The organism is Sphaerimonospora cavernae (assembly GCF_042435035.1).
Classification (GTDB): Bacteria; Actinomycetota; Actinomycetes; order Streptosporangiales; family Streptosporangiaceae; genus Sphaerimonospora; species Sphaerimonospora cavernae.
This window is the reverse complement of record NZ_JBHMQT010000034.1, coordinates 1-18,284: the sequence shown is the minus strand read 5'-3', so window position 1 is coordinate 18,284 and position 18,284 is coordinate 1. Positions and strand designations below refer to the sequence as shown.

General features: G+C 67.3%; 13 protein-coding genes, 1 pseudogene and 2 riboswitches. Of the genes and pseudogenes, 8 read left to right on the top strand and 6 right to left on the bottom strand.

Annotated elements, in window-relative coordinates; all coding sequences use genetic code 11:
• Positions 1-62: 62 nt before the first annotated feature.
• The 3 genes from ACFHYQ_RS16110 to ACFHYQ_RS16100 all read left to right on the top strand — a co-directional run bounded on the left by ACFHYQ_RS16110 (position 63) and on the right by ACFHYQ_RS16100 (position 2,184).
• On the top strand, positions 63-377 hold the full coding sequence (locus ACFHYQ_RS16110; RefSeq protein WP_394301965.1) for a hypothetical protein: 315 nt from the start codon (positions 63-65) through the stop codon (positions 375-377).
• A 149-nt stretch (positions 378-526) separates the two neighbouring features.
• On the top strand, positions 527-1,840 hold the full coding sequence (locus ACFHYQ_RS16105) for a hypothetical protein (RefSeq protein ID WP_394301964.1): 1,314 nt from the start codon (positions 527-529) through the stop codon (positions 1,838-1,840).
• Entirely contained in the window at positions 1,837-2,184 is a 348-nt protein-coding gene (locus tag ACFHYQ_RS16100) for a hypothetical protein (RefSeq protein ID WP_394301963.1), read from the top strand. Before ACFHYQ_RS16105 ends, ACFHYQ_RS16100 begins: the two co-directional genes overlap by 4 nt.
• Positions 2,185-2,338: 154 nt before the next feature.
• Here ACFHYQ_RS16100 and ACFHYQ_RS16095 read toward each other — a convergent pair whose 3' ends face one another.
• On the bottom strand, positions 2,339-2,950 hold the full coding sequence (locus ACFHYQ_RS16095; RefSeq protein ID WP_394301962.1) for a dihydrofolate reductase family protein: 612 nt from the start codon (positions 2,948-2,950) through the stop codon (positions 2,339-2,341).
• Positions 2,951-3,048: 98 nt separating this feature from the next.
• On the opposite strand from ACFHYQ_RS16095, the gene ACFHYQ_RS16090 reads away from it, so the two are divergent.
• Together ACFHYQ_RS16090 and ACFHYQ_RS16085 are read left to right on the top strand one after the other, a co-directional pair.
• Entirely contained in the window at positions 3,049-3,438 is a 390-nt protein-coding gene (locus ACFHYQ_RS16090; RefSeq protein ID WP_394301961.1) for a restriction endonuclease, read from the top strand.
• Positions 3,439-3,710: 272 nt separating this feature from the next.
• Complete coding sequence (locus ACFHYQ_RS16085) at positions 3,711-3,932, top strand: hypothetical protein (protein ID WP_394301960.1); 222 nt, start codon at positions 3,711-3,713, stop codon at positions 3,930-3,932.
• A gap of 150 nt (positions 3,933-4,082) precedes the next feature.
• Here ACFHYQ_RS16085 and ACFHYQ_RS16080 read toward each other — a convergent pair whose 3' ends face one another.
• Positions 4,083-4,964 carry a hypothetical protein gene (locus ACFHYQ_RS16080; RefSeq protein ID WP_394301959.1) on the bottom strand — a complete coding sequence of 294 codons (882 nt, stop codon included), beginning with the start codon at positions 4,962-4,964 and terminating at the stop codon, positions 4,083-4,085.
• A 307-nt stretch (positions 4,965-5,271) separates the two neighbouring features.
• Complete coding sequence (locus ACFHYQ_RS16075) at positions 5,272-5,721, bottom strand: DUF3293 domain-containing protein (RefSeq protein WP_394301958.1); 450 nt, start codon at positions 5,719-5,721, stop codon at positions 5,272-5,274.
• Between the two features lie 44 nt (positions 5,722-5,765).
• Positions 5,766-5,883, bottom strand: a riboswitch (SAM riboswitch).
• 81 nt (positions 5,884-5,964) lie between these two features.
• Positions 5,965-6,073: riboswitch (SAM riboswitch) on the top strand.
• Positions 6,074-6,120: 47 nt separating this feature from the next.
• Here ACFHYQ_RS16075 and ACFHYQ_RS16070 point away from each other — a divergent pair.
• A complete protein-coding gene (locus ACFHYQ_RS16070; RefSeq protein WP_394301957.1) occupies positions 6,121-7,059 on the top strand; it encodes a DUF3293 domain-containing protein in 939 nt (312 codons plus the stop codon).
• Positions 7,060-7,773: 714 nt separating this feature from the next.
• Positions 7,774-9,342 (top strand): hypothetical protein, encoded by a 1,569-nt coding sequence (locus ACFHYQ_RS16065; protein ID WP_394301956.1) that lies wholly within the window; start codon positions 7,774-7,776, stop codon positions 9,340-9,342.
• A 6-nt stretch (positions 9,343-9,348) separates the two neighbouring features.
• Here ACFHYQ_RS16065 and ACFHYQ_RS16060 read toward each other — a convergent pair whose 3' ends face one another.
• The 3 genes and pseudogenes from ACFHYQ_RS16060 to pglW all read right to left on the bottom strand — a co-directional run.
• Positions 9,349-10,287 carry a thermonuclease family protein gene (locus ACFHYQ_RS16060; protein ID WP_394301955.1) on the bottom strand — a complete coding sequence of 313 codons (939 nt, stop codon included), beginning with the start codon at positions 10,285-10,287 and terminating at the stop codon, positions 9,349-9,351.
• Positions 10,272-11,000 (bottom strand): BREX-2 system ATPase PglY family protein, encoded by a 729-nt coding sequence (locus tag ACFHYQ_RS29420; protein WP_512701471.1) that lies wholly within the window; start codon positions 10,998-11,000, stop codon positions 10,272-10,274. The genes ACFHYQ_RS16060 and ACFHYQ_RS29420 overlap by 16 nt, the downstream gene beginning before the upstream one ends.
• A gap of 25 nt (positions 11,001-11,025) precedes the next feature.
• Positions 11,026-14,868, bottom strand: a pseudogene (gene pglW / locus ACFHYQ_RS16050) (BREX system serine/threonine kinase PglW); the annotation flags it as partial.
• A gap of 592 nt (positions 14,869-15,460) precedes the next feature.
• Between pglW and ACFHYQ_RS16045 the strand changes: the two are divergent.
• Positions 15,461-17,656: a protein kinase domain-containing protein gene (locus tag ACFHYQ_RS16045; RefSeq protein ID WP_394301952.1), complete on the top strand. Its 2,196-nt coding sequence runs from the start codon at positions 15,461-15,463 to the stop codon at positions 17,654-17,656.
• The last annotated feature ends 628 nt before the right edge of the window (positions 17,657-18,284 follow it).

Sequence of the window (18,284 nt, the reverse complement as noted above, 5' to 3'; positions counted from 1 at the left end):
AGGCCTCGGTCCGCGGCGGTACGGCACCCGGATGCTGGACCGTCGGCAGCCACGACAACACCGTGCACCGTCTGTTCCTCCCCGCAGCCTTGCTCGCCACGGCGACACCGCAGACCGCGGCGCTGTTGGTCGAGCAGTTCGCCTGGCAGACCGCCGACCAGTTCCACGCCGGCTTCCGCTATCGCGCCGAGGGCGTGCGCGTGCTGGCGGCCCCGGAATGGCTGGGCGATGATGAAGCCGACGTGATCGCCCGGCGTGAGCCCTACAACGACGGCCCCGGCCCCGCAACCCACGCGCGGTCTGTCATTTCGAGGACGCGCTCGGCCGCGTCTGCGGCATCAACGCCGACTCGCTGGCCCTGTGGGAGTCCCGCCTGACCGACGACGACCGCGCCACCCCCGGCGTCCTGGACTTCCCCCGCATCACCAGCGGCTACATCGTCGGCGGCGCCTCCCACCGCCGCCGCACCTGACCCCCCTTGGGCACTCCCCCGAGCATCCCCCGATCCCTCGCGCAAGGAACATCTATGACGACCATTCGCATCCGGATCGACGACCAGTGGATCACGGTGATCTCCGCCGGCATCGGCACCATCGCGGGAGAACGGCCCGCACCCACCGAAACTCCCATCCACATCATCGGCGGCACTGGCCCGGACGGTTCCTGGGCGGCCGAGTACGGCAAGCCGGACGGCCCCGCGATCCCGGCATACGCGGTCACCGGGTTGACCCACGAGGAGGCCTGCGAGCTGGGGCGGACGTCCGGCCAGGAGATCGTCTACGCCTGGAGCTACAACTGCCTGGCCGTGTTCTCCTGCGCCGACGGCTCCTGCTTCCTGACCGGCTGGCGGTCGGGTACATTCGCTGAACAGCCCGCCGGGCACGAACCCGCCACAGCCGTCAACGGCGAGCGGGGACCGGCGCCGTCGGCCGAGCGGGAGCCCGAGAAGCCGGCTGCCGCCCAGCCTCTGCACACTCCCCCGACTTCCACTCCCCGGCCCGCTGCTCCGCCCAGGCCGCAACGGCTCGTCGCGGACTGTCTGTACCCAAGCCGGCCGCTCGGTGAGACCGGGGACGTCCTGCTCAGCGTCCGCGCCTGGCGCATGTTCGGCAGGAGGATCTCCCGGGTGCTGCACGTACGGGACGGGAGGCTGGAACTGCTCAGCCGCCACGGCAAGGACCCGGTGGAGACGGTCGACCTCGGCCCGGTCCCCGACGACGCCCTGTCCACCGCGCTTGCCCGGGTGCCGGATCTGCTGACCTTCCCCTCCGAGGCGGCGGTGGAGATCGAGTGCCCTGACGAGGACGCCGAGCGGGTCTCCGGCCTCGTCACTCCGATCTTCGACGAGTTCTACACCGTGGAGGACCTGTACGAGTACGACGACGACTGGGATGACGAGGAGTGGGACAAGGAGGACTGGAACGACTACCGTGCGGGGCGCGACCGCGCCTGGCCGCGCGAGGACGAGCGCACCTACCACTGGTACGGCGGACTCACCGCCGTACGGATCCACATCAACGGCAACCTGCACCTGGCCGCCGAGGTGGACGATCGATGGATCCTCGTCCCGATGGACCCGCACCGGGAGTTCCCTCCCTTGCCCATGCCCGCCCACCACTACACCGAGGACTCCTACGGCTTCGACGGCGGCTCCCCCATCAACGACAGCCATTGGTGGACCGGCTCGGGCAACATCCGCGACAACCTGCACATCGCCTGGGCCGCCTGGGACGAGGGCGGCGAGGTCCTCATCGCCCGCTGCGACAGGCAGGAGTTCGACCGCCGCGTGAGCGCCTGGGGCTACCTGGACCGCCCGGACGAGGGCGTGATCGAGGAATGACGGATCCGGACGGCGAAGGGTCGATCACCATGGACATCACCGAGGCCAGAAGGCTCTTTCCAACGGCGGAGATCGCCCCCGACGGCGAAAGCGGCAACGGCCAGGCCTTCGACGCGTGGCTCGACGAGGGAGCCGACGTGGCCCTCTACCGGGCTCTCGACGGCCGCCTGCTCGCCCGCCAGGCCCGCCGCGCTCACCCGCCCTCGACCAAGCTCTTCAGCGACAGGTACGACTCCGCCCAACTGATCGGCGTGTTTCTCTCGCTGAACACCGCCTGCTCGCCCCGGTTGTCGACGACGGTGGCCGCGTCGGTGTCCGCGAGTCCGCCCGCGAAAACCCAGTAGCCCTCGGCGATCAGTCGTTCGTTGAACGCGCTGATGGCAGGCCGCCTGTCCGTGCTGCCGGGATTGCTCTTGTCATCGATCAAGGAAACCAGATACCGCATCTGAAGATCATCTCCTGTGGTGTCACGACAGCGTGGTTCGGCGGTCAGGGACTTCACGCCGTTGGCGCATACTGAGGACGCCCGGCCGGCCGGAAGACCTGGATCGTCACGCCCTTGGCGTCGACCCGCGACTCGACCAGGCCGAGCGCAAGATCCGGGCCGGTCTCCGGGAACAGTCTCGCGCCCTGACCGAGGATCACCGGGATCACGATCAGAGTCATCTCGTCGACCAGATCGTTCTCCAGCAGCCACCGGGTCAGGATGCCACTGCCGTGCACCTGCAGCTCACCCCCGGGCTTGGCCTTCAGCTCACTGATGGCCGCCACAAGGTCACCGCGGAGAACAGTCGTGTCCTCCCAACGCGGCGCGGTGAGCGTGGTCGAGGCAACGTACTTGGGGGCCTCGTTCAAGACCACGCCGATGGGATGTGCGCGCATCTGGTCGATTGACCCCCAGGAGCCGGCGAACAACTCGTAGGTGCGCCGGCCGAACAGGAACGCCTCTGCGCGCTGGTAGGTCTGCGTGATGAACGTCCTGGTCTCGTCGTCGCCCTTCCCCCGTGCCCATCCACCGCGCTCGAATCCGTTCCTGCGGTCATCCGACGCGGCGCCGTTTCCCTGCATCACTCCATCGATGGTGACCTGAGTCATGGTCGTCAGCTTCATGATCGCGGTTCCTCCGCCGTGGCGCCGCCCCTTGTGTACGGCCTCACGCCTGCTACGAACACCACCACCCCGATCCGACACCCCCTCCCGGAATTTTCTTGAAGAACTTTCCGGACGCCGGCCGTCAACGATCCGACACCACGATGCAGCGGATCGGGGGGAGCGGCGACGGAGGCGTCGACATCGTCGCCGTCGCAGCCATCGGAGAGCGGTTCGTCGTCCAGTGCAAGCGGTGGGCGAAATCGGTCGGCTCCCCCGAGATACGCAACCTTCTCGGCGCCCTGCACGCCTACCCCGGCCACCGCGGCGTCCTGGTCACCACGGCTGGCTTCACCAGCCCCGCCAGACAGTCCGCGGCGAGCACGGACCTGATCTTGATCGACCGTGCTCAACTCGCCGCATGGCTGGCGGGCTCCTCCGTCCTCGCCTTACCCTCCCGCGTACGCCACGGTTTTCAGTCCTCACCCCGTCCTGGTGGTATCACCTAGCCCAGAGTGACCTCACCCTCGGCGGAACATTCGACCAGTACTCCTCAACCGCCGCCCCTGAATGGCGCGCGAACAGCGGACGACGTACGCCGAGGGAGCGTGGCCTGGGGTTCCAGGTTCTCGGCTCGTTCACCAACATCTTCACAACCCCATCAATCACAATGCGCACATGGTCGATTCCACACAGTAATATTACGTTACCCTGAGAGCTACTCCAGCTCTGCGCCCCTGCGCGAACCCTCGTCCGCCCCCATGGAAGATGTTGAGGCCCCGTGAACCACCCCTGGATCATCTACCTGCGCGCCTGCCTGTCCGTTCGGGTCTACCGCGCCCAGACGGCGCCGACACGTGGAGCCTCAGCCGTGGAATGGGTGATCATCACGGCCATCATCGCCGGGGTCGCACTGGGCCTGGCCACCCTGATCAAAAGCGTGGTGGAACAGAAGCAGGGCGACATCCAAGCCAACCTCAGCGGCGGCAGCGCCGGGGCGTGATCTGCCCCCGGCACCGACCGCCGCTGTCGGCGTCCCCTCTGCGGGGTGAGCCCGTCAGCGCCCTCCCGGCCACACGGGTGGCCAGCAGACGCCCCACTGGATGTGGTTGTTCGCGTCGACCTTCCCCTGACACAGTTTGAAGACCTTGACCTACCCCAACAGAGAGCTGTCGGTCGCGCAACCCCCCCTGCGGCGCCCGCACCTCGAACGGTTTCCGTGCGTCGATCGGGTTGTCGTTGTGCCAGACGGCCTTCGGTCCAGGTAGTAGCTCTCGTAGAGGTCGAAGTCGTCCACGGGTGCTCCCGCGGCCCTGGCCTGCCCGTACGTGCGGGCCTGCTCGACAGCGAGGATGTACGCCTCACGCTGCTCCATCTCGGCCTGCTCCTCGATGAAGAGCACCCCGCCGAGCTCGTGGATGACCAGCGTGCCGTGCGGTTCGCCCTCCGGCCTGAGCGGGTCTTCCCGCCGGCAGCCGAGGATCTCGCCGACCAGAGCACTGTCGACGAAATCGAAGGCCGACAGATGCCTGCCGTACATCCGGACCGCCTCGTGGAACAGCGCCAGGGACTCCTCCGGGCGGTCGTGCAGGGAACGGGACGCCCAGCAGGCGAGCCGGATGCGCTCCTCCGCGAACGGCGCGTCGGTGAACTCCTCGTCGCTCAGGCCGTCCTGCAGCGGCCGGATCCGCGCCAGCGCATCCGTGGCGAGCTCGCGCACCTCCTCCCACCGCTCGTGACCGGCCGCCAGTTCGGCCGCCCGGAACAGCACCTCGATGGCGCTCTCCTCGTCCGTCCCCGTAAGACCCCGGAGGGAGCGCACGGCCGCCCGCGCGGCCTCCGCCGACCGTTCACCCTCGCCGAGCGTGCCGTACAGGTGGGCCAGGGTGAGGTACGCCTTTGGGAGACGAGGGTCTCCCGGGTCGCGGGCGGCCAGGAGCTCCACGGCCCTGGCCAGCGCGGACGCACGGCCGACCGGATTGTCGGAGGTGCTCGCGGAGGTGCTCAGAAGGACCTCGGGATCCTGCCCCACCATCCCCTCCGGCCCGAGCCGGAAGCCCGTCTGCAGCAGGACGAGCGTCTCGTGCGCGACGCTGCGCGTGTATAGGCGGGCAGGCGCCGGTGAACTCGGCTCCGGGACCGCCGTACGTACGGGCCTCGATGTGTACGCGGTGCTCCGGGTCCGCCATCAGCACGCGATAGAAGGCGACGCCGCACCCGTCTCGCAGGACCTCGTCGTACCGGAGGGCGGTCGCACGGGAACACCGTGCGGCCGCATCCCGCAGTTCCTCCCAGGAGGCGTCCAAAACTTCCATTAAGCACCTTTCCGAGGAAAACGCGGGTCAGGCCGCGACCGAGTGCGTACGAGCGACCCAGCCGAACGTTGCCGTACGGATGTCCCGGCACGACAGCAGGCGCCAGGCACCGGGGGTCCAGGTGAAAACGGCGTCCTGGCCGTAGCGGCGGCCGAGCGCGCGGGCCGCACGGTCGTCCAGACCGGCGACGGCCACGCTGTCCTCGATATGCCCCGCGACGAAATCCCCTCCGGCGGCGGGCCACCACCGCAGGCCGAGGGCATCGATCTCGGCGACCAGCGCCGCCTGGGCGTGGGCGTTGACGTCCCGGGGAACCGTACGGCCGCCTGGGTTGAACGCGGTGATCACATGGACCGTTGCGGCCGGCGGCAGGACGCCGGCGCACGTCCCCGGCGCGGCCGGGGTCAGTTCCACAACGGCGGCATCCAGCTGGAAGCGGACGACCGCCGTGCAGTAGAGGTCCCAGGACGAGGTCATGAGGGTCCTTGATGTTCCGGGACCCCCTTACCCGAGGGCAGGGAGATCCGCACTTGCCCCTGCCAGGCCGACAGCGGCCAGGTCTTCCCTGGAGGGCACCTTGCGCGGTGAGGCGAGGTTGCCAGCCGACTCTGATCCAGGGGCGTGGTCGGCTTCGTGACCCGGGCCAGATGCTGGCACAGCCGGCCGGTTTCTGTCCAGGTATTGACCATAAACGGCTTACGTCGCTAATGTCCGGCCCTGGGTCATGAGTTCCAGCGTCAAGCCCCGGCTCGCTGGACGGCATCCCGCCCGCTGCGGGTGCCCCGGGTGACGACCCGCTTCGCGCGAGGCGCGCGGAGAACGGCGGATCACCGGGGCCGGTCAGGCTACCGGGGTCCCAGGCCCCGGAGGTGCGTCATGCCCGTCCCGAACGACTCCTACGCCCTGCGCCGCACCCACTGCCCCGGCTGCGGCGTCTTCTACAACGCCATGAATCTGGGGCCGCGCGAGCCTGTCATCGAAGCGTTCCCCGGCGTGTACTACGCCCAGTGCCCGCACTGCAAGGTCCGGTGGCACGTGCACCGGCCCGGCGCCTCCGAGCGCGACCTGGCCGATCTGTTCGTCGCCGAACGCCCGGCCGAGCAGCCCGACATCACCGCCGCCTGGACCGGCGCCGTGCTCCGCCTCACGCTGGACGACCACATCCTGCGAGTAGGCCCCGCGGTCGGCAGGCCGGACACCGACGAGATTCCGCATCCCCTGGACGAGGTCGCCCACGTGCTGACGGGCTGGAACCCGGGCGGCCTGCCGGGACGCCTGACCCACAATCTGGACGCGCACAAGCGACTGCTCGACGACCTGCGTGAGCGCGGCCTGCACCTGCAGACCGACGCCGCATGCCACCATCCCGAGTTCGCCTGGGCCGAGCAGTCGGTGGTCGTGGTGGGAGCCGAGGAGAGCCTCGTCCTGGAGATCGCCCGCGGCTTCGGCCAGCCGGCCGTCCTGCGCTGGACGGCGGGGTTGCTGACCCCGATCGGCACCCACACCCGGGAACCCCTCGCCGACGGCGACCCGGTCGTCGTCACCCGGCTGCCGCAGCGGCCCTGCGTGATGACCGGCGAGGCCCGGGACGAGGTCTGCCGTAACCCGGGAGGGCCGTGGATCAGCAGGTCGAGGGCTGTCGGCACGGACTGGAACGACCGGCGCACCTGCCTCTACACGGCTCTCGGCTGCGACACCTGCCAGGGCGCCCGCGCCGGCGGAATCGCCGGCGCGGCCGCCCGCGTCGTATCCATCCGGCCCAGCGTTCCCAGCCGGTACGGCCTCGCACGCCGGACGACCGTCACTGGACCGTAACAAAAAGGCTGTGGACTTGATTCACAGAAGCCACATAAAGTGTGATCCCTACCTCTTACACCTCAGGTGGGGCAAACTGTAAGGATCTGCTGGGCGTGAACGACGGGGCCGGTGACCTGTGCAGGACGGTGGTGGTAACGCCGTTGACAGGCCGGTGGGGCCGAGCAGAAACATGCCGCCCACCACCTGGGGCAGAGACCCGATCATGTAGGCCAGGGCGGACAGGCCGGGTGACGCCGTCCGCACGGTCGGCTCCCCAGCCCCCCGGCGGACTCGGCGGTCCCGAGGGTCCAGATACAGCTCGGGGTAGCGCCCCCAGTCCGTGGCGATCTCAACGGCCGCTGGCGCTAAGCGCTGGGAACAGGGCGTTGACCCGACAGAACGCACATGCCGTCTCGGCACCAGAACCGCCTTTGGCTGCAGCCGCAGTACCTGGCGAGACATCACCTGTATCAGAAGTGGAACGAGCCGTATTCTGATCGGCAGCGTGTTGTGGTACAGGGAAAGGAGTCGGTGGGCGGATTGGCCAGCTCAGCATGCACTAACACACCTCACCCAAGTCGTGCCAACCTTTCTGTCCTCCGAGGTACCGACTGAAGACTCGATCGCGGTGGATGACATCGCCCGCTCACTTGACGACATCGACATCCTGGACTGCAACGGCCCCTGCTGGTTGACCGGCAGGAGGCTCGTGGCCGAGGGGAGCAATACGTTTTGATCCCACAGTTGGGCTCGGCGTTACGCGAGCGCACTGCCGTCAAGGTCGTCGACGACGGGGCTCACTATCTTCTCCATGAAGATGGCGAGCAGATTCTGTTCATCGGCAAGACGAACCAGATGAAGCCGCTCATCGACCTTATCGTCCTCACCAACATGCGGCTTGTGGGGATCTTTCTCTCCCAACCCGCCGAGAGTCCCAAGGTGCAGGCGTGGTGGCCGCAGGTGCGCTCGTTCTCCTTCAGCGAGAAGTGGTCGTCGAAGAACCGCCTGACGTTGCTGACGCACGAGGGCGCAGAGATCCCCTTCGGCACCGTCCGTGAAGCCGACGTCCCTTACGTACGGGCCCAGATCGAGCAACTCACTTCCTCGGCACACTCCGCCGTGGTGCTGCATACGCTGACCGCTCGAAGAGGTCGTGAGCAGGCGCGTGAGGCAGCCCGCCTCCGCGAGCAGGACCATTGCGCGCAGGAGTGGCTGCGCTACCAACAGGCCGACGCTTCACCGGCGAGTCCGCCCGGACGGAGCGACCTCCCCTTCCCCCCTGCCGTCGCAGACCAGGTTGCCTCGCCGCCTGTCCCCTCTGTGCCCGCCCCCACGGCTCCCAAGAAGGAGACATCAGCTCCAATACGCCCTGAATTGCAAAAGCCCCAATCCGCCCGCCTCATCCCCGCGCTGCAGGATCAACGTGCTGAACCCACGCCGTCTCCTCGGTTGGAGCAGCCGCCGCATGCGGATGAGGAGCATCCCGCCGAGGCTCCGGAGACCGGAGACGAGGGGTCAGCAGTCGTACTCGTCGCCGAGAGGAGTTTCCTCGCGGAGATCATCGAAGCGAGGAAGAAACCGCGGAAGTGGCCGTACCTGCTCCTGATCTGTGAGATTGCTGGCATCGCGATGCGCGGGAGTGGGTGGATCGTGATGGCGGCAGGCTTCGTCATCGCTGCGATCGTCGCCTCCGTCGAGAACGATAAGCTCCGCCCCCGCGTGGACTACGAGCTCACCGGAAACGAAGCATCGAAGTTTGAGGAGGTTGTGACGGCCTTTCGTAAAATGGCCAAGGCAGGCCGTGCATGGTTGATCACGGGGCGAGAGCGCGTGGAATCGACGTACGAGCGCAAGACCAACGCCGGAGCGGGAGTCAAATCGACAAGAGTCGCAGCATCGGTCTCGTTTGCGGGGCTCAGCAAGATCGTCACCGACGTCGAGGTGCCCACGCTCGCCGCGGGTCCCTGGGTGCTGCATTTCTACCCGGATCGGTTCCTACTCGGTAACAACGGCCGATTCACCGAGCATCGTTACGAGGAACTTCGCGGGAGCACGAGCGTCACACGCTTCGTAGAGACGGGAACCCTGCCGTCGGACGCCGTCGTCGTGGATTACACCTGGACCTACGTCAACGTGCGGGGCGGACCCGACCGCAGGTACAAGGACAACAGGAAGCTGCCCATCGCCCTGTACGGCGAGCTGACGCTCGTCGTGGACGATGTACAGCTCAATTGGATGGTCTCGAACGCGGACGTGCCGAAGCGGCTGCGAAAGGCGCTCAGGAGAGCCGGGGCGAAGTAGCCTCCCTCACCCTGCGCAACTGTGGATCCCGCGGTGAGCGGCGCGGGCTTTGGACTCGTACTCCGCGAACTTACGCTGTACCTCGCCGCGAACCTCTGTGGTCTCCAGCCGAGCCGCTCCGTTCACCAGCAACCAGGCGTTGACCATAGCCCGGTCGCTCCCCTCTTTCCACAGATAGACGGCGAGCGGCGCGCCGGCCCCTCGGGACCCTGCGCCTCGGGCAATCCAGATGTGAGACGACCGGGGGAGGTAGGAGGTAAGAAGACCTGTCGCCCAATCCGCCTTGCACTCGGCACCGTGCGGCGCAGCGATTCCGAGAAGCCTGACGACGGTCTGGTTGGTGGAGGGAAGGACAGAGCCGGGGGCAATCGCTTTCACCCCTAGCGTGTCTCCGCTGGATACGGTCATCACGATCGCCTGTTGCGCCGAAGCCGGAGCTCCCGCAGGGCGAGATTCGCTTGTGGGAGTCGGGGTGGGCGTGGCCTTCGTGATCACCGGGCTGGTCGCCATCTTGGTGCCGACCGGCTCAGGAGCCTGCGCCATTCCTACCGTTGCAGCGGTCACCGGAACGAAAAGGGTGACAGCCCAGAATCGCCAGAAGCGCGCCGAGGATTTCATCCCAGGCGCGCCCAGAAAGAGATTCCGGATCTCTGAGGCCGCAACAAGCAGTCCGAGGATCACCAGAAGGAATTCGACCCAGAGGGCTGCGGCCGCCCACTGCACCCCGACCTGGTAGACGTGATCCAGACCAGCTTGCCTGGCCACGGGTCCGACCACCCGGCTCGGCCAGGAGAGAAAGACGTAAAGTGCGGTCAGGATGGCTTTGACCATCCAGATGATCAGCCCAAAGACGAACAGCGGCAGGCAGCCTTGGGCAAGAGTGCGTGAACTGACTCCAGTGCTTACTCGCACCGGACCAAGCCCGAAGCCTACGCCAATACCCATCCGGCCCCTCCCTTTTCGCAAGCAGTCATTACAGCAGCATCATGATGCGTAACCTTTCGTGCAATGACGAGACCGCGGGTGCCCGCGTCCAGGCCGCGCGCACGCGGCTGGTCCAGCCACTTGATCAGCTCGGCGACCGGGATCACCTGGTCCAGCCCGTCCTGGGCTGCGCGCTGGGTGAACTGCTTGCGCCAGGGGAAGGTGTCGGCGGTGAACAGGAAGGCGTTCTCCAGTGCCTCGCCCACCTGCAGCGGGTTAACGACCTTGCGTAGAGCCTCCCGATCTTTGGAGACCACCGGGACCCGGCCCGACTCCTCTGCAGCCGCCTTGTCGAGGTACTGCAGCGCCACAGCCAGGTCGCTGCGGCGGACCTCGCCGGGGAAGCGCGGGTGATCGGGGTACTGGGCCGACAGCATCTGGTCCAGCAGGTGTTCCAGGCAGTCCGCCAGCCGGGCCCCCACCGGCGCGCCCAAGTTGAGCTGAGGCTCGAGGGTTGCGAAGAACGCGTTGTGCCCGCGGGCGGCGTCGATGTCGGCCTGCTCGCGCTTGGCCGCGCCGTAGGCCTGCTGGATGACCTGCTTGAGCTTGGTCTCCAGCGTGCTCTTGCGGTTGCGCAGCAGCGCCTTGGCGGTGGCGCGGTCCTGTACGGACAGGTTGCTGGCGTTCTGCTCGTAGCGGTCGTCGGAGGCGAGCAGGTAGCGCAGGCAGACCAACTCGCCGAGGTCCCTTGGCGGAGTCCTGCGGGGCGGCGTCCGGCCGGTCGGCGCGCAGCACGATCGACCAGTCGACGTTGTTGGCGTCGGCGGTGGTCCGCATCGCGGTCAGCAGCTCGGCGGTGACGTCCAGCACCTCGACCTCGAACCGGTCGCGCAACGCGTGGATCGCCTGAGCATAGGAACCGAAACCCACGCTGAGCGTGACGAAGGCGCGTTCCTCAAGCGAGGCCATCATCCGCCGCTCGAAATCGGCCAGGTCGCGATCACCAGTCGCACCCCCGTGGCGGGTCCGGGTCCAGTGCGACGACGAGGCCAGACCGGTGCTGTCGGCGCTCCTCGGCCAGTAGACACCGTTGCTGAAGAACAGCGGGACCTTCGCAAGATGAAGCAGCGCGTCCAGGTCATGGCGGTGCTCCGGCAGCTCGCCGACCTTGGGATAGCGCGCACGGACCCGAGCCTTGAGCTGCTCTGGATCCATGCCGTTCCGGATCACACCGAGCGAGGACGCGAGCTGTTCCAGCGCCCGTCGCGGGTCGAGGCCGTCGGGGTAGATCTCCCCGCGCCCGTTCGCGGCCGCCTTCTCCGATGTCGCCGCGGCGAGTGCGGCCAGCCGTTCGGCGGGCAGCTCTGCCATGCCCTGCGGCAGCCGTACCTCGCGCAGTCTGGCCTCGGTCTGGGCGGCCGTCGGCAGCGGGTCTTCAACGGCCAGTCGGTCAGCGACCCTGCCGAGCCGTACGGCGTAGTCGAGCAGGTCGGTACCGGCCACCGCGTCGGGGTCGGTGGGCATCTCCAGGGCGACAATGGCCGAATGTGGACTACGCCGATGCAGCAGCCGGGCCTCGCCGCCCCGCTCGCCCTCGACCTCGACGGCGGCACGGACCAAGCCCAGCGCGCGGCGCATCCGCTGGTCACCGGCCGCCTCCGAACCGCGGGAGGTGAGCAGGGCCTCGGCGATCCCCTCGGCGGACAGTACCCCGCCCGCCTGCTCCACCAGGTCGACGATCTCGTCCCGTACCTCGGTGAGTGGCTTGCGGCGCCGCCAGCCCTTGCGCGCCGTGGGGAGGATCTGCCCGATCCGGCCGGCGGTTACCTCCACCTCTCGTGCCAGCTCAACGTTGCTGGGCCAGACCGACTCGGTCTCCTCCAGACCCAGGTAGAGGCGGAGCACCCGCGCCTCGGCAGAGTCCTTCTTGGCACCCTTGGGCAGCAGTGAGCGCAGCACCGCGTCCACACCGCGCCCCGACTCGGCCACGAGCTCGTCATCGGGGACGATCACCGTGGTGGTCGGCTGGAGCCGGGCGCGCCACTGCTTGGCGCGGCGCCGGATCTCCCGCTTGGTCGGGTCGGCGACGCCGGACAGCCGGGAGATGTCGAACGCCGACCGAGCCAGCAGGTCGCGGACGGTACGGACGTCGATCCGGTGCAGCGCGTCGACCGCGCGCGGGGTCAGACCTGCGTTGGCGATCGGCGTGTCCAGTCCGGCCCGGGCGGCCGCGTCGTCCAGTTCCTTTCCGGTGACCGGGTTGACGCTGCCGGGGGTGGCCGCGGCGGGCGGCACCGCGTCGAACACGGCACGCCACTCGATGCGCATGCTGTCGATCGAGTCGTGGCGCTGCTTGACGTCCCGGGCGAGGGCCTTGCGGAGGAACGCGATCAGGCCGTCGCGGGCCGGGCCAGGCTCGAACGCATCCGGGTCGATCGTGACGTCGCTGCCGACCAATGCCGGATGGCTGGCCCCGGTGCCGTAGATCGGGGTCTGGCCGGTGGCCATCTCGTACAGCGTGACCGCCGCGGCGTACCGCTCGGCCGCCGCGTCGTAGCGGGGCCGGTGGATTGTGTCGAAGAAGGGGTCGAGGTACGGCGGGGTGCCGACGCCGGTCTGCTCCAGTGGGGCCCGCGACAGGGAGAAGTCGAAGAGGGTGAGATGGACCTTGCGGCTCTTGCCCAGCTCGCGGAAGGCGAGGTTGTCGGGCTTGATGTCGCGGTGGTTGACGCCGGCCAGGTCGAGCGCGGCGAGGATGTCGAGCAGGTCGCTGCCCCAGCGGCCCAGGAAGTCCAGCGAAAGCCGACCCTCTCGGCGGATCAGAGCAGCCAGGCTTTCGCGTCCGGCGTCCTCCAGCAGCAGGGCGGTGCGCGCGTTCACCACTATCGGCTCTGCGAGGCGTCGCACGACGCGCGGGTCGCGGGCGAGCGTCAGCACCTCGGCTTCGTCCAGCAGTCGCCGCCGTGCGCTGTCCTCGTCCAGTGCCACCTTGAGTACGGCCTTGTCGTGCGCGGAGTCCCGTACGAGAAGGGCGAGCGCGGTGGAGCCCTGGCCCAGCCGTTCGAGGACTTCGAACCGGTCCGGGTCGTCGGGCGGGCCGATCTTCGAGCCGGTGACGGCGACCAGCGGATCGATGCGCTCGGCGGCGTCCTCATCCGCGGTGAGCTCGCGGACCAGCTGCTCCAGGCCCTGGGCGAACTTCTCTACCGACTCGGTCCGCAGGTCGACGTCTCCCGCGGTGGCGTCCCGGACCAGGTCGGCCATCGCCTGCGGGGCGACGTCCAGCTCGACCGTGACGTCGAGGCCCCGTTCGCGGGTCAGACGCTGGTGGAGCTCCTCGCTGGTCTCGGCGGGAGCGCTGCCCGTGAAGATGAGGAAGGAGACGGCTCCGAGCCCGAACACGTCGGCCAGGATCGGGTCGGCTGTCTGGTTGTGCAGCGTCTCGGGCGCGATGTAGCCGTGGGCGCCCTTGTCGGTCAGTGCCTCAAGGGTGCGGGTGCCCGCGACGAAGGTGTTGTGGCCGGGCGTGCCGGGTATCAGTCGACCCGCGGTGTGCCAGTCCCGGATGCGGACGCCATACCGGCCGTAAGCAAGGGTGCGGACGAAGACCGACAGCGGGCTGAGCCTGCGGTGGACCAGCCGTCGGGAGTGGGCGTAGCGCAGGGTGTTGGCGAGCGTACGGACCAGGTCGACGCGCTGATCGATGGTCAGGTCGCCGGCCTTCTGCCGCAGGAAATGGTCGAGGCGCGTCTCGGAAGGATCGTGCTCGAACACGACGGCGGGCCCGCGCTCGTGCTCGTAGAACTCGATGGCACGCGCGATGCCGGGATGGTTGACGTTCTCCAGGGTCACGAACTCGCGCTTGGCCGCGCGCAGGATCGCGGTCCGCTCCTCCTGGGAGGCGGCCTGGTTCACCAGGTAGAACCGGACCCGGCGGACCCGATCCAGCACCGGATGCTTGGCCAGGTAGTCCTGCCAGCCCGGTCCCTCGGCAAGTGGGTCGTCCTCGATCTGCATGTTGCCGACCTTGCGGTGCCGTACGCTGCGCCGTACGCCCGCCTTGCCGATCAGTCGGGCCAGCTCGACCGAACGCCTGCGGTCGATCAGCTGGCGGGGGTTGCGCGGCTCGGCGGCCAGGGCATCCCTGATCAGCTCGTCAAGCCCGGCCGGGCCCTGCCCATCGATGCGGTAGACACCGGCCCGGCCGCGATCGGTGAGCCGTACCTGGGTGTCGGGCTGGTGCAGCACCACACCCGCGTACACGAACGGCACGTCGCGCCCGCCCGCGTCGAGGAGGAGCTGCTTGAAGTGCTTGGCCTTGTTATCGGCCAGCAGGCGCGGGTTGTCCTCGGCGACACCGTTGTGGAACCAGGTCTGGTGGTCTCCGTTGATCGTGCCCGACCAGTGCTTGAGCTCCAGCAGGTAGAGGCCGGCCTTGCCGATGACGAGCAGGTCAACCTCGTACTGCCGGCCGCTGCGCGTGGTGAAGGTGAAGTTGCTCCACGCCCGGTAGGGGTCGGCGTCGTCCAGCGCGGCCCGGATGGCGGCGAGTCCGCCCCGCTCATGGGCGTACTCCGACTCCGTGACCTCAACCCATCGCATGCTTCCGGGCTCCACCCACCTGCTCCGTTCCTCCGATGCGTGCTCCGAATCTAGCGGGCGCTTGTAACAGATTCAGATCGCGGGGATCCCGGCGCTCCTCGCCCGGCGCACATCAAACGATCACCCGGTCCGGACAAGCTTGACGAGACAGAGGCCCTCCCTGTCTGTGTGTGGCAGCGGCGAACCCGCTCCGAGACCCTGAAAGTGCCTGGGCCAGGGGACGGCTAACAGAGCGCGCCTGGCCGACTCGGTTCAGGGACGACCCGTCCGCCCTCGCCCTCCAGGCCGTCCGACCTGCTCACTTCCACCCTGCGCGGGGGGGATAGAGACCACCAACGACGCCCCCATGCGCTGGCCAAATCCATCACGATTGAGACCGAGGCTTGATTGTGATCGGCGCGACCCCTAACGTTTCGGCCAATATCACGCTTTACGTTCAGCGATTAGATCAGCAGATAAACGATGCGTCGGTCCTGCAGGTTGCCCCGGCCGGGAGAACATCCGTGATCCGCAGTTTGCCCTCGGCTCACTGGAGGGACGCGACCAGCTGCTTCCATGTGCCAGCGCTCGCATGCCCGGAATGGTTCATTGCATGACCACTCGACGTCTTGGGGAATACGCCCTAATCCGCGTGATCGGGCAGGGCGGTCAGGGCGTGGTCCATCTGGCTGAGTCCCCGGACGGCGCGAAGGTTGCGGTGAAGGTGCTGCACACCCGATTCGCCGACGATGACGCCGCGCGCAAACGTTTCATCCGCGAGGTGACCGCCACCCGCCAGGTCGCTCCGTTCTGCACGGCCCGTGTCCTCGATGTCGACATGGACGGCGACCAGCCGTACATCGTCAGCGAGTATGTCGAGGGGTTGTCGCTGGCTGAACTGGTCCGACGAGAAGGTCCCCGGGACGCGGGAGGGCTGGCACGGCTGGCGATCAGTACCATGACCGCCCTCATGGCGATCCACGAGGCCGGAATCGTGCACCGCGACTTCAAGCCCAGCAACGTGCTGCTCGGGCCGGAGGGGCCAGTGGTCATCGATTTCGGTATCGCCAAGGTGCTGGACGCCGCATCGACCCAGTCGAGCACCGTCATGGGCACACCGTCATATATGTCCCCTGAACAGGTCGCGGGAGCATCGATCGGCCCCGCGTCCGATATCTTCTCCTGGGCGGTCACCATGACCTATGCCGCGGCCGGTCGGCCCGCCTTCGGCGACGACAGTATCCCTGCAGTGCTCAACCGAATCTCCCACATGGAGCCGGACCTCATCGAGGTGCCCAAACCGCTCGCCAGCATACTCACCGCCTGTCTGGGCAAGCGCCCCGAAGACCGCCCATCCGACCGGGACGTCCTGCGCGCGCTGACCGGCGGGGCCGCCGTTATGCGACTGGCCGACGGGCAGCCGCCCACGGTCAACTTACGCAGCGCGGCCACCTTGGAATACACCAAGCAGCTCGAAGAGAACGCGCCGAGCCGCCCTACGCCCCGGAGCGGCCCGCCGACCCCGCCGCCGTCCGTGCCGCCGTCTGCGCCACCAGCCGTACCGCTCCCTCCTGATCGCGAAGGTTGGGCGCCCGTACCAACGCCGTCGACCGACAAGAGCAAGCCTCGCCTCTGGGCTTTTGCCGTTGCCACAGTTGTCGCCGTCGGCGGAGTAGCTATGGTTTTACGAGCCCTCCCCGGAAATCTGGTGTTCACTGCGGCACCGGCGACGACACCTCCCGCAGCGACCGCGACAGCCGCCACCCCCAGCGTGCTGCAGGCATCCCCGATACCCAGCCTGACTCCGTCCGAGACTGCCACGGCCTCCTCGTCCCCCACACCATCGCCCTCGGCATCTCCGTCTCCGAGCGACAGCCCCTCGACGGCCAAGTCCGTACCCGAACCGTCTGGTCCGAGAGAGCGCATCATGGCCTGGCTGCGGGAAAGCCAGGGCACCGACGCGGTGAGCCAGATCGATGGCCGCGCCATCGCGGTATCCGGCACCAGGGACGGCTGGGTGACCGCCTGGGACCTCGGCAAGGGTGTCCCGTTCGGCAAGGCCGCCGACTGCCGCGACGGTGATGTGATCCCTATTGTCAGTCTCTCTGTAGGCAAGATTGGCAACCACCCCGCAGTAGCCTGCGTCGGCATCAACTATCGAATTCGGGTGGTTGATCTCGTTACGGGGCGTCGACTCATCAAGCCGCTTTGGACCTCTTATTATATAAATCAACTTGCGCTAACGGAACTCGATGGTAGAGCGACCATCGTCTTCAATGGCGGCAACAATCAGAGACTCTACGCTTTCGCGCTGGCAACCCCGAAACATTTAACCGAAATGGGCGTCGTCGGAGAGGCTGGAGACGGTGGCGGCTATGGCCCCTCGCAAATCATTATCGACAGGGTCGGGAGACGCCAAGTAGCGATATCAGCGGGTGGCTACGGAGGAGTGCACGTTGTCGACCTCCATAGCGGGCGGCTTCTGTCTCCACCCTTCCAGGCCACCAACATCGCAGACGATGTTAATACGAAGGCCCGTACCGTGGCAAGCGCCGAAATCAACGGCCGCCCCGTCATCGTAAGCGGCTGGGCCGACGGCACGATCTGGATCACTGATCCGACCAATGGTCGCCCTATCAGAAAGGCGATCAAAAAGCACGTGGATAGGGAGGAACCCGCGTACAGTCCCGCGATCGAATCCGTCTTTACGGCAAAGATAGACGGACGATGGATCGTTATTTCCCAAGACGCCCAGCGGAATACGCACGTGTGGGACTTGGCCAGCGGTAAGGACATCAAGACGAGCTGAGACGCCAGCGAGTCCCGAGGCCTTTGACACTCCCGCCATGACAGACTGGACAGTTTCCTCGCAAAGACCGGCGTACGCCTTGAACCGGTCGGAATATTGATCAGATATTGATCGATAGTCACAGAACCAGACGTGCAACGTTAGGGAGCGGGTGCATCCAATTGGTTCGCCTCGCTTAGTTCGAACACCTTGATCCGGTACGGCTCCTCAGCGAAGCGGAACAAATATTCGAGCACGCGACGATTAGCCAGCGACGGCCACAGAACTACCACCACGTCTGCCGGCCAACCATCCAGCAACTCACACACAGCTTGCGTGGCGATAAGAAATTCGCCTGGACCGAGTCCGGCCAAGGCGGAGAGCTGGTCAGAGGGCGACGTAGCCGCATTAAGGACCGCTCGCGGCACTCCGCCGATACTCTCAAGATGGTCGCCGATATACTTGGTATCCGTAGAGGTAGCCGCCAAGATGATGCATCGGGCGCCTTCAGCGGTCTTTTGCTGCAAAATGCTATCCAAGGCCGCTAGGGCGCGTATCGGGTTGTGATCAATTCCCTTGATTCGCCACTAAGGTGGGGCTTGATCCGGTAGATCGTCGTGTGTGACGCGTGCGCAACTGACGGATGATG

Bases quoted from the DNA above. Each gene is read 5' to 3' on its own strand.
- ACFHYQ_RS16105 (WP_394301964.1), top strand. From the start codon at position 527: ATGACGACCATTCGCATCCGGATCGACGACCAGTGGATCACGGTGATC.
- ACFHYQ_RS16100 (WP_394301963.1), top strand. From the start codon at position 1,837: ATGACGGATCCGGACGGCGAAGGGTCGATCACCATGGACATCACCGAG.
- ACFHYQ_RS16095 (WP_394301962.1), bottom strand. From the start codon at position 2,950: ATGAAGCTGACGACCATGACTCAGGTCACCATCGATGGAGTGATGCAG.
- ACFHYQ_RS16080 (WP_394301959.1), bottom strand. From the start codon at position 4,964: ATGGTGGGGCAGGATCCCGAGGTCCTTCTGAGCACCTCCGCGAGCACC.
- ACFHYQ_RS16075 (WP_394301958.1), bottom strand. From the start codon at position 5,721: ATGACCTCGTCCTGGGACCTCTACTGCACGGCGGTCGTCCGCTTCCAG.
- ACFHYQ_RS16070 (WP_394301957.1), top strand. From the start codon at position 6,121: ATGCCCGTCCCGAACGACTCCTACGCCCTGCGCCGCACCCACTGCCCC.
- ACFHYQ_RS16060 (WP_394301955.1), bottom strand. From the start codon at position 10,287: ATGGGTATTGGCGTAGGCTTCGGGCTTGGTCCGGTGCGAGTAAGCACT.
- ACFHYQ_RS16045 (WP_394301952.1), top strand. From the start codon at position 15,461: ATGACCACTCGACGTCTTGGGGAATACGCCCTAATCCGCGTGATCGGG.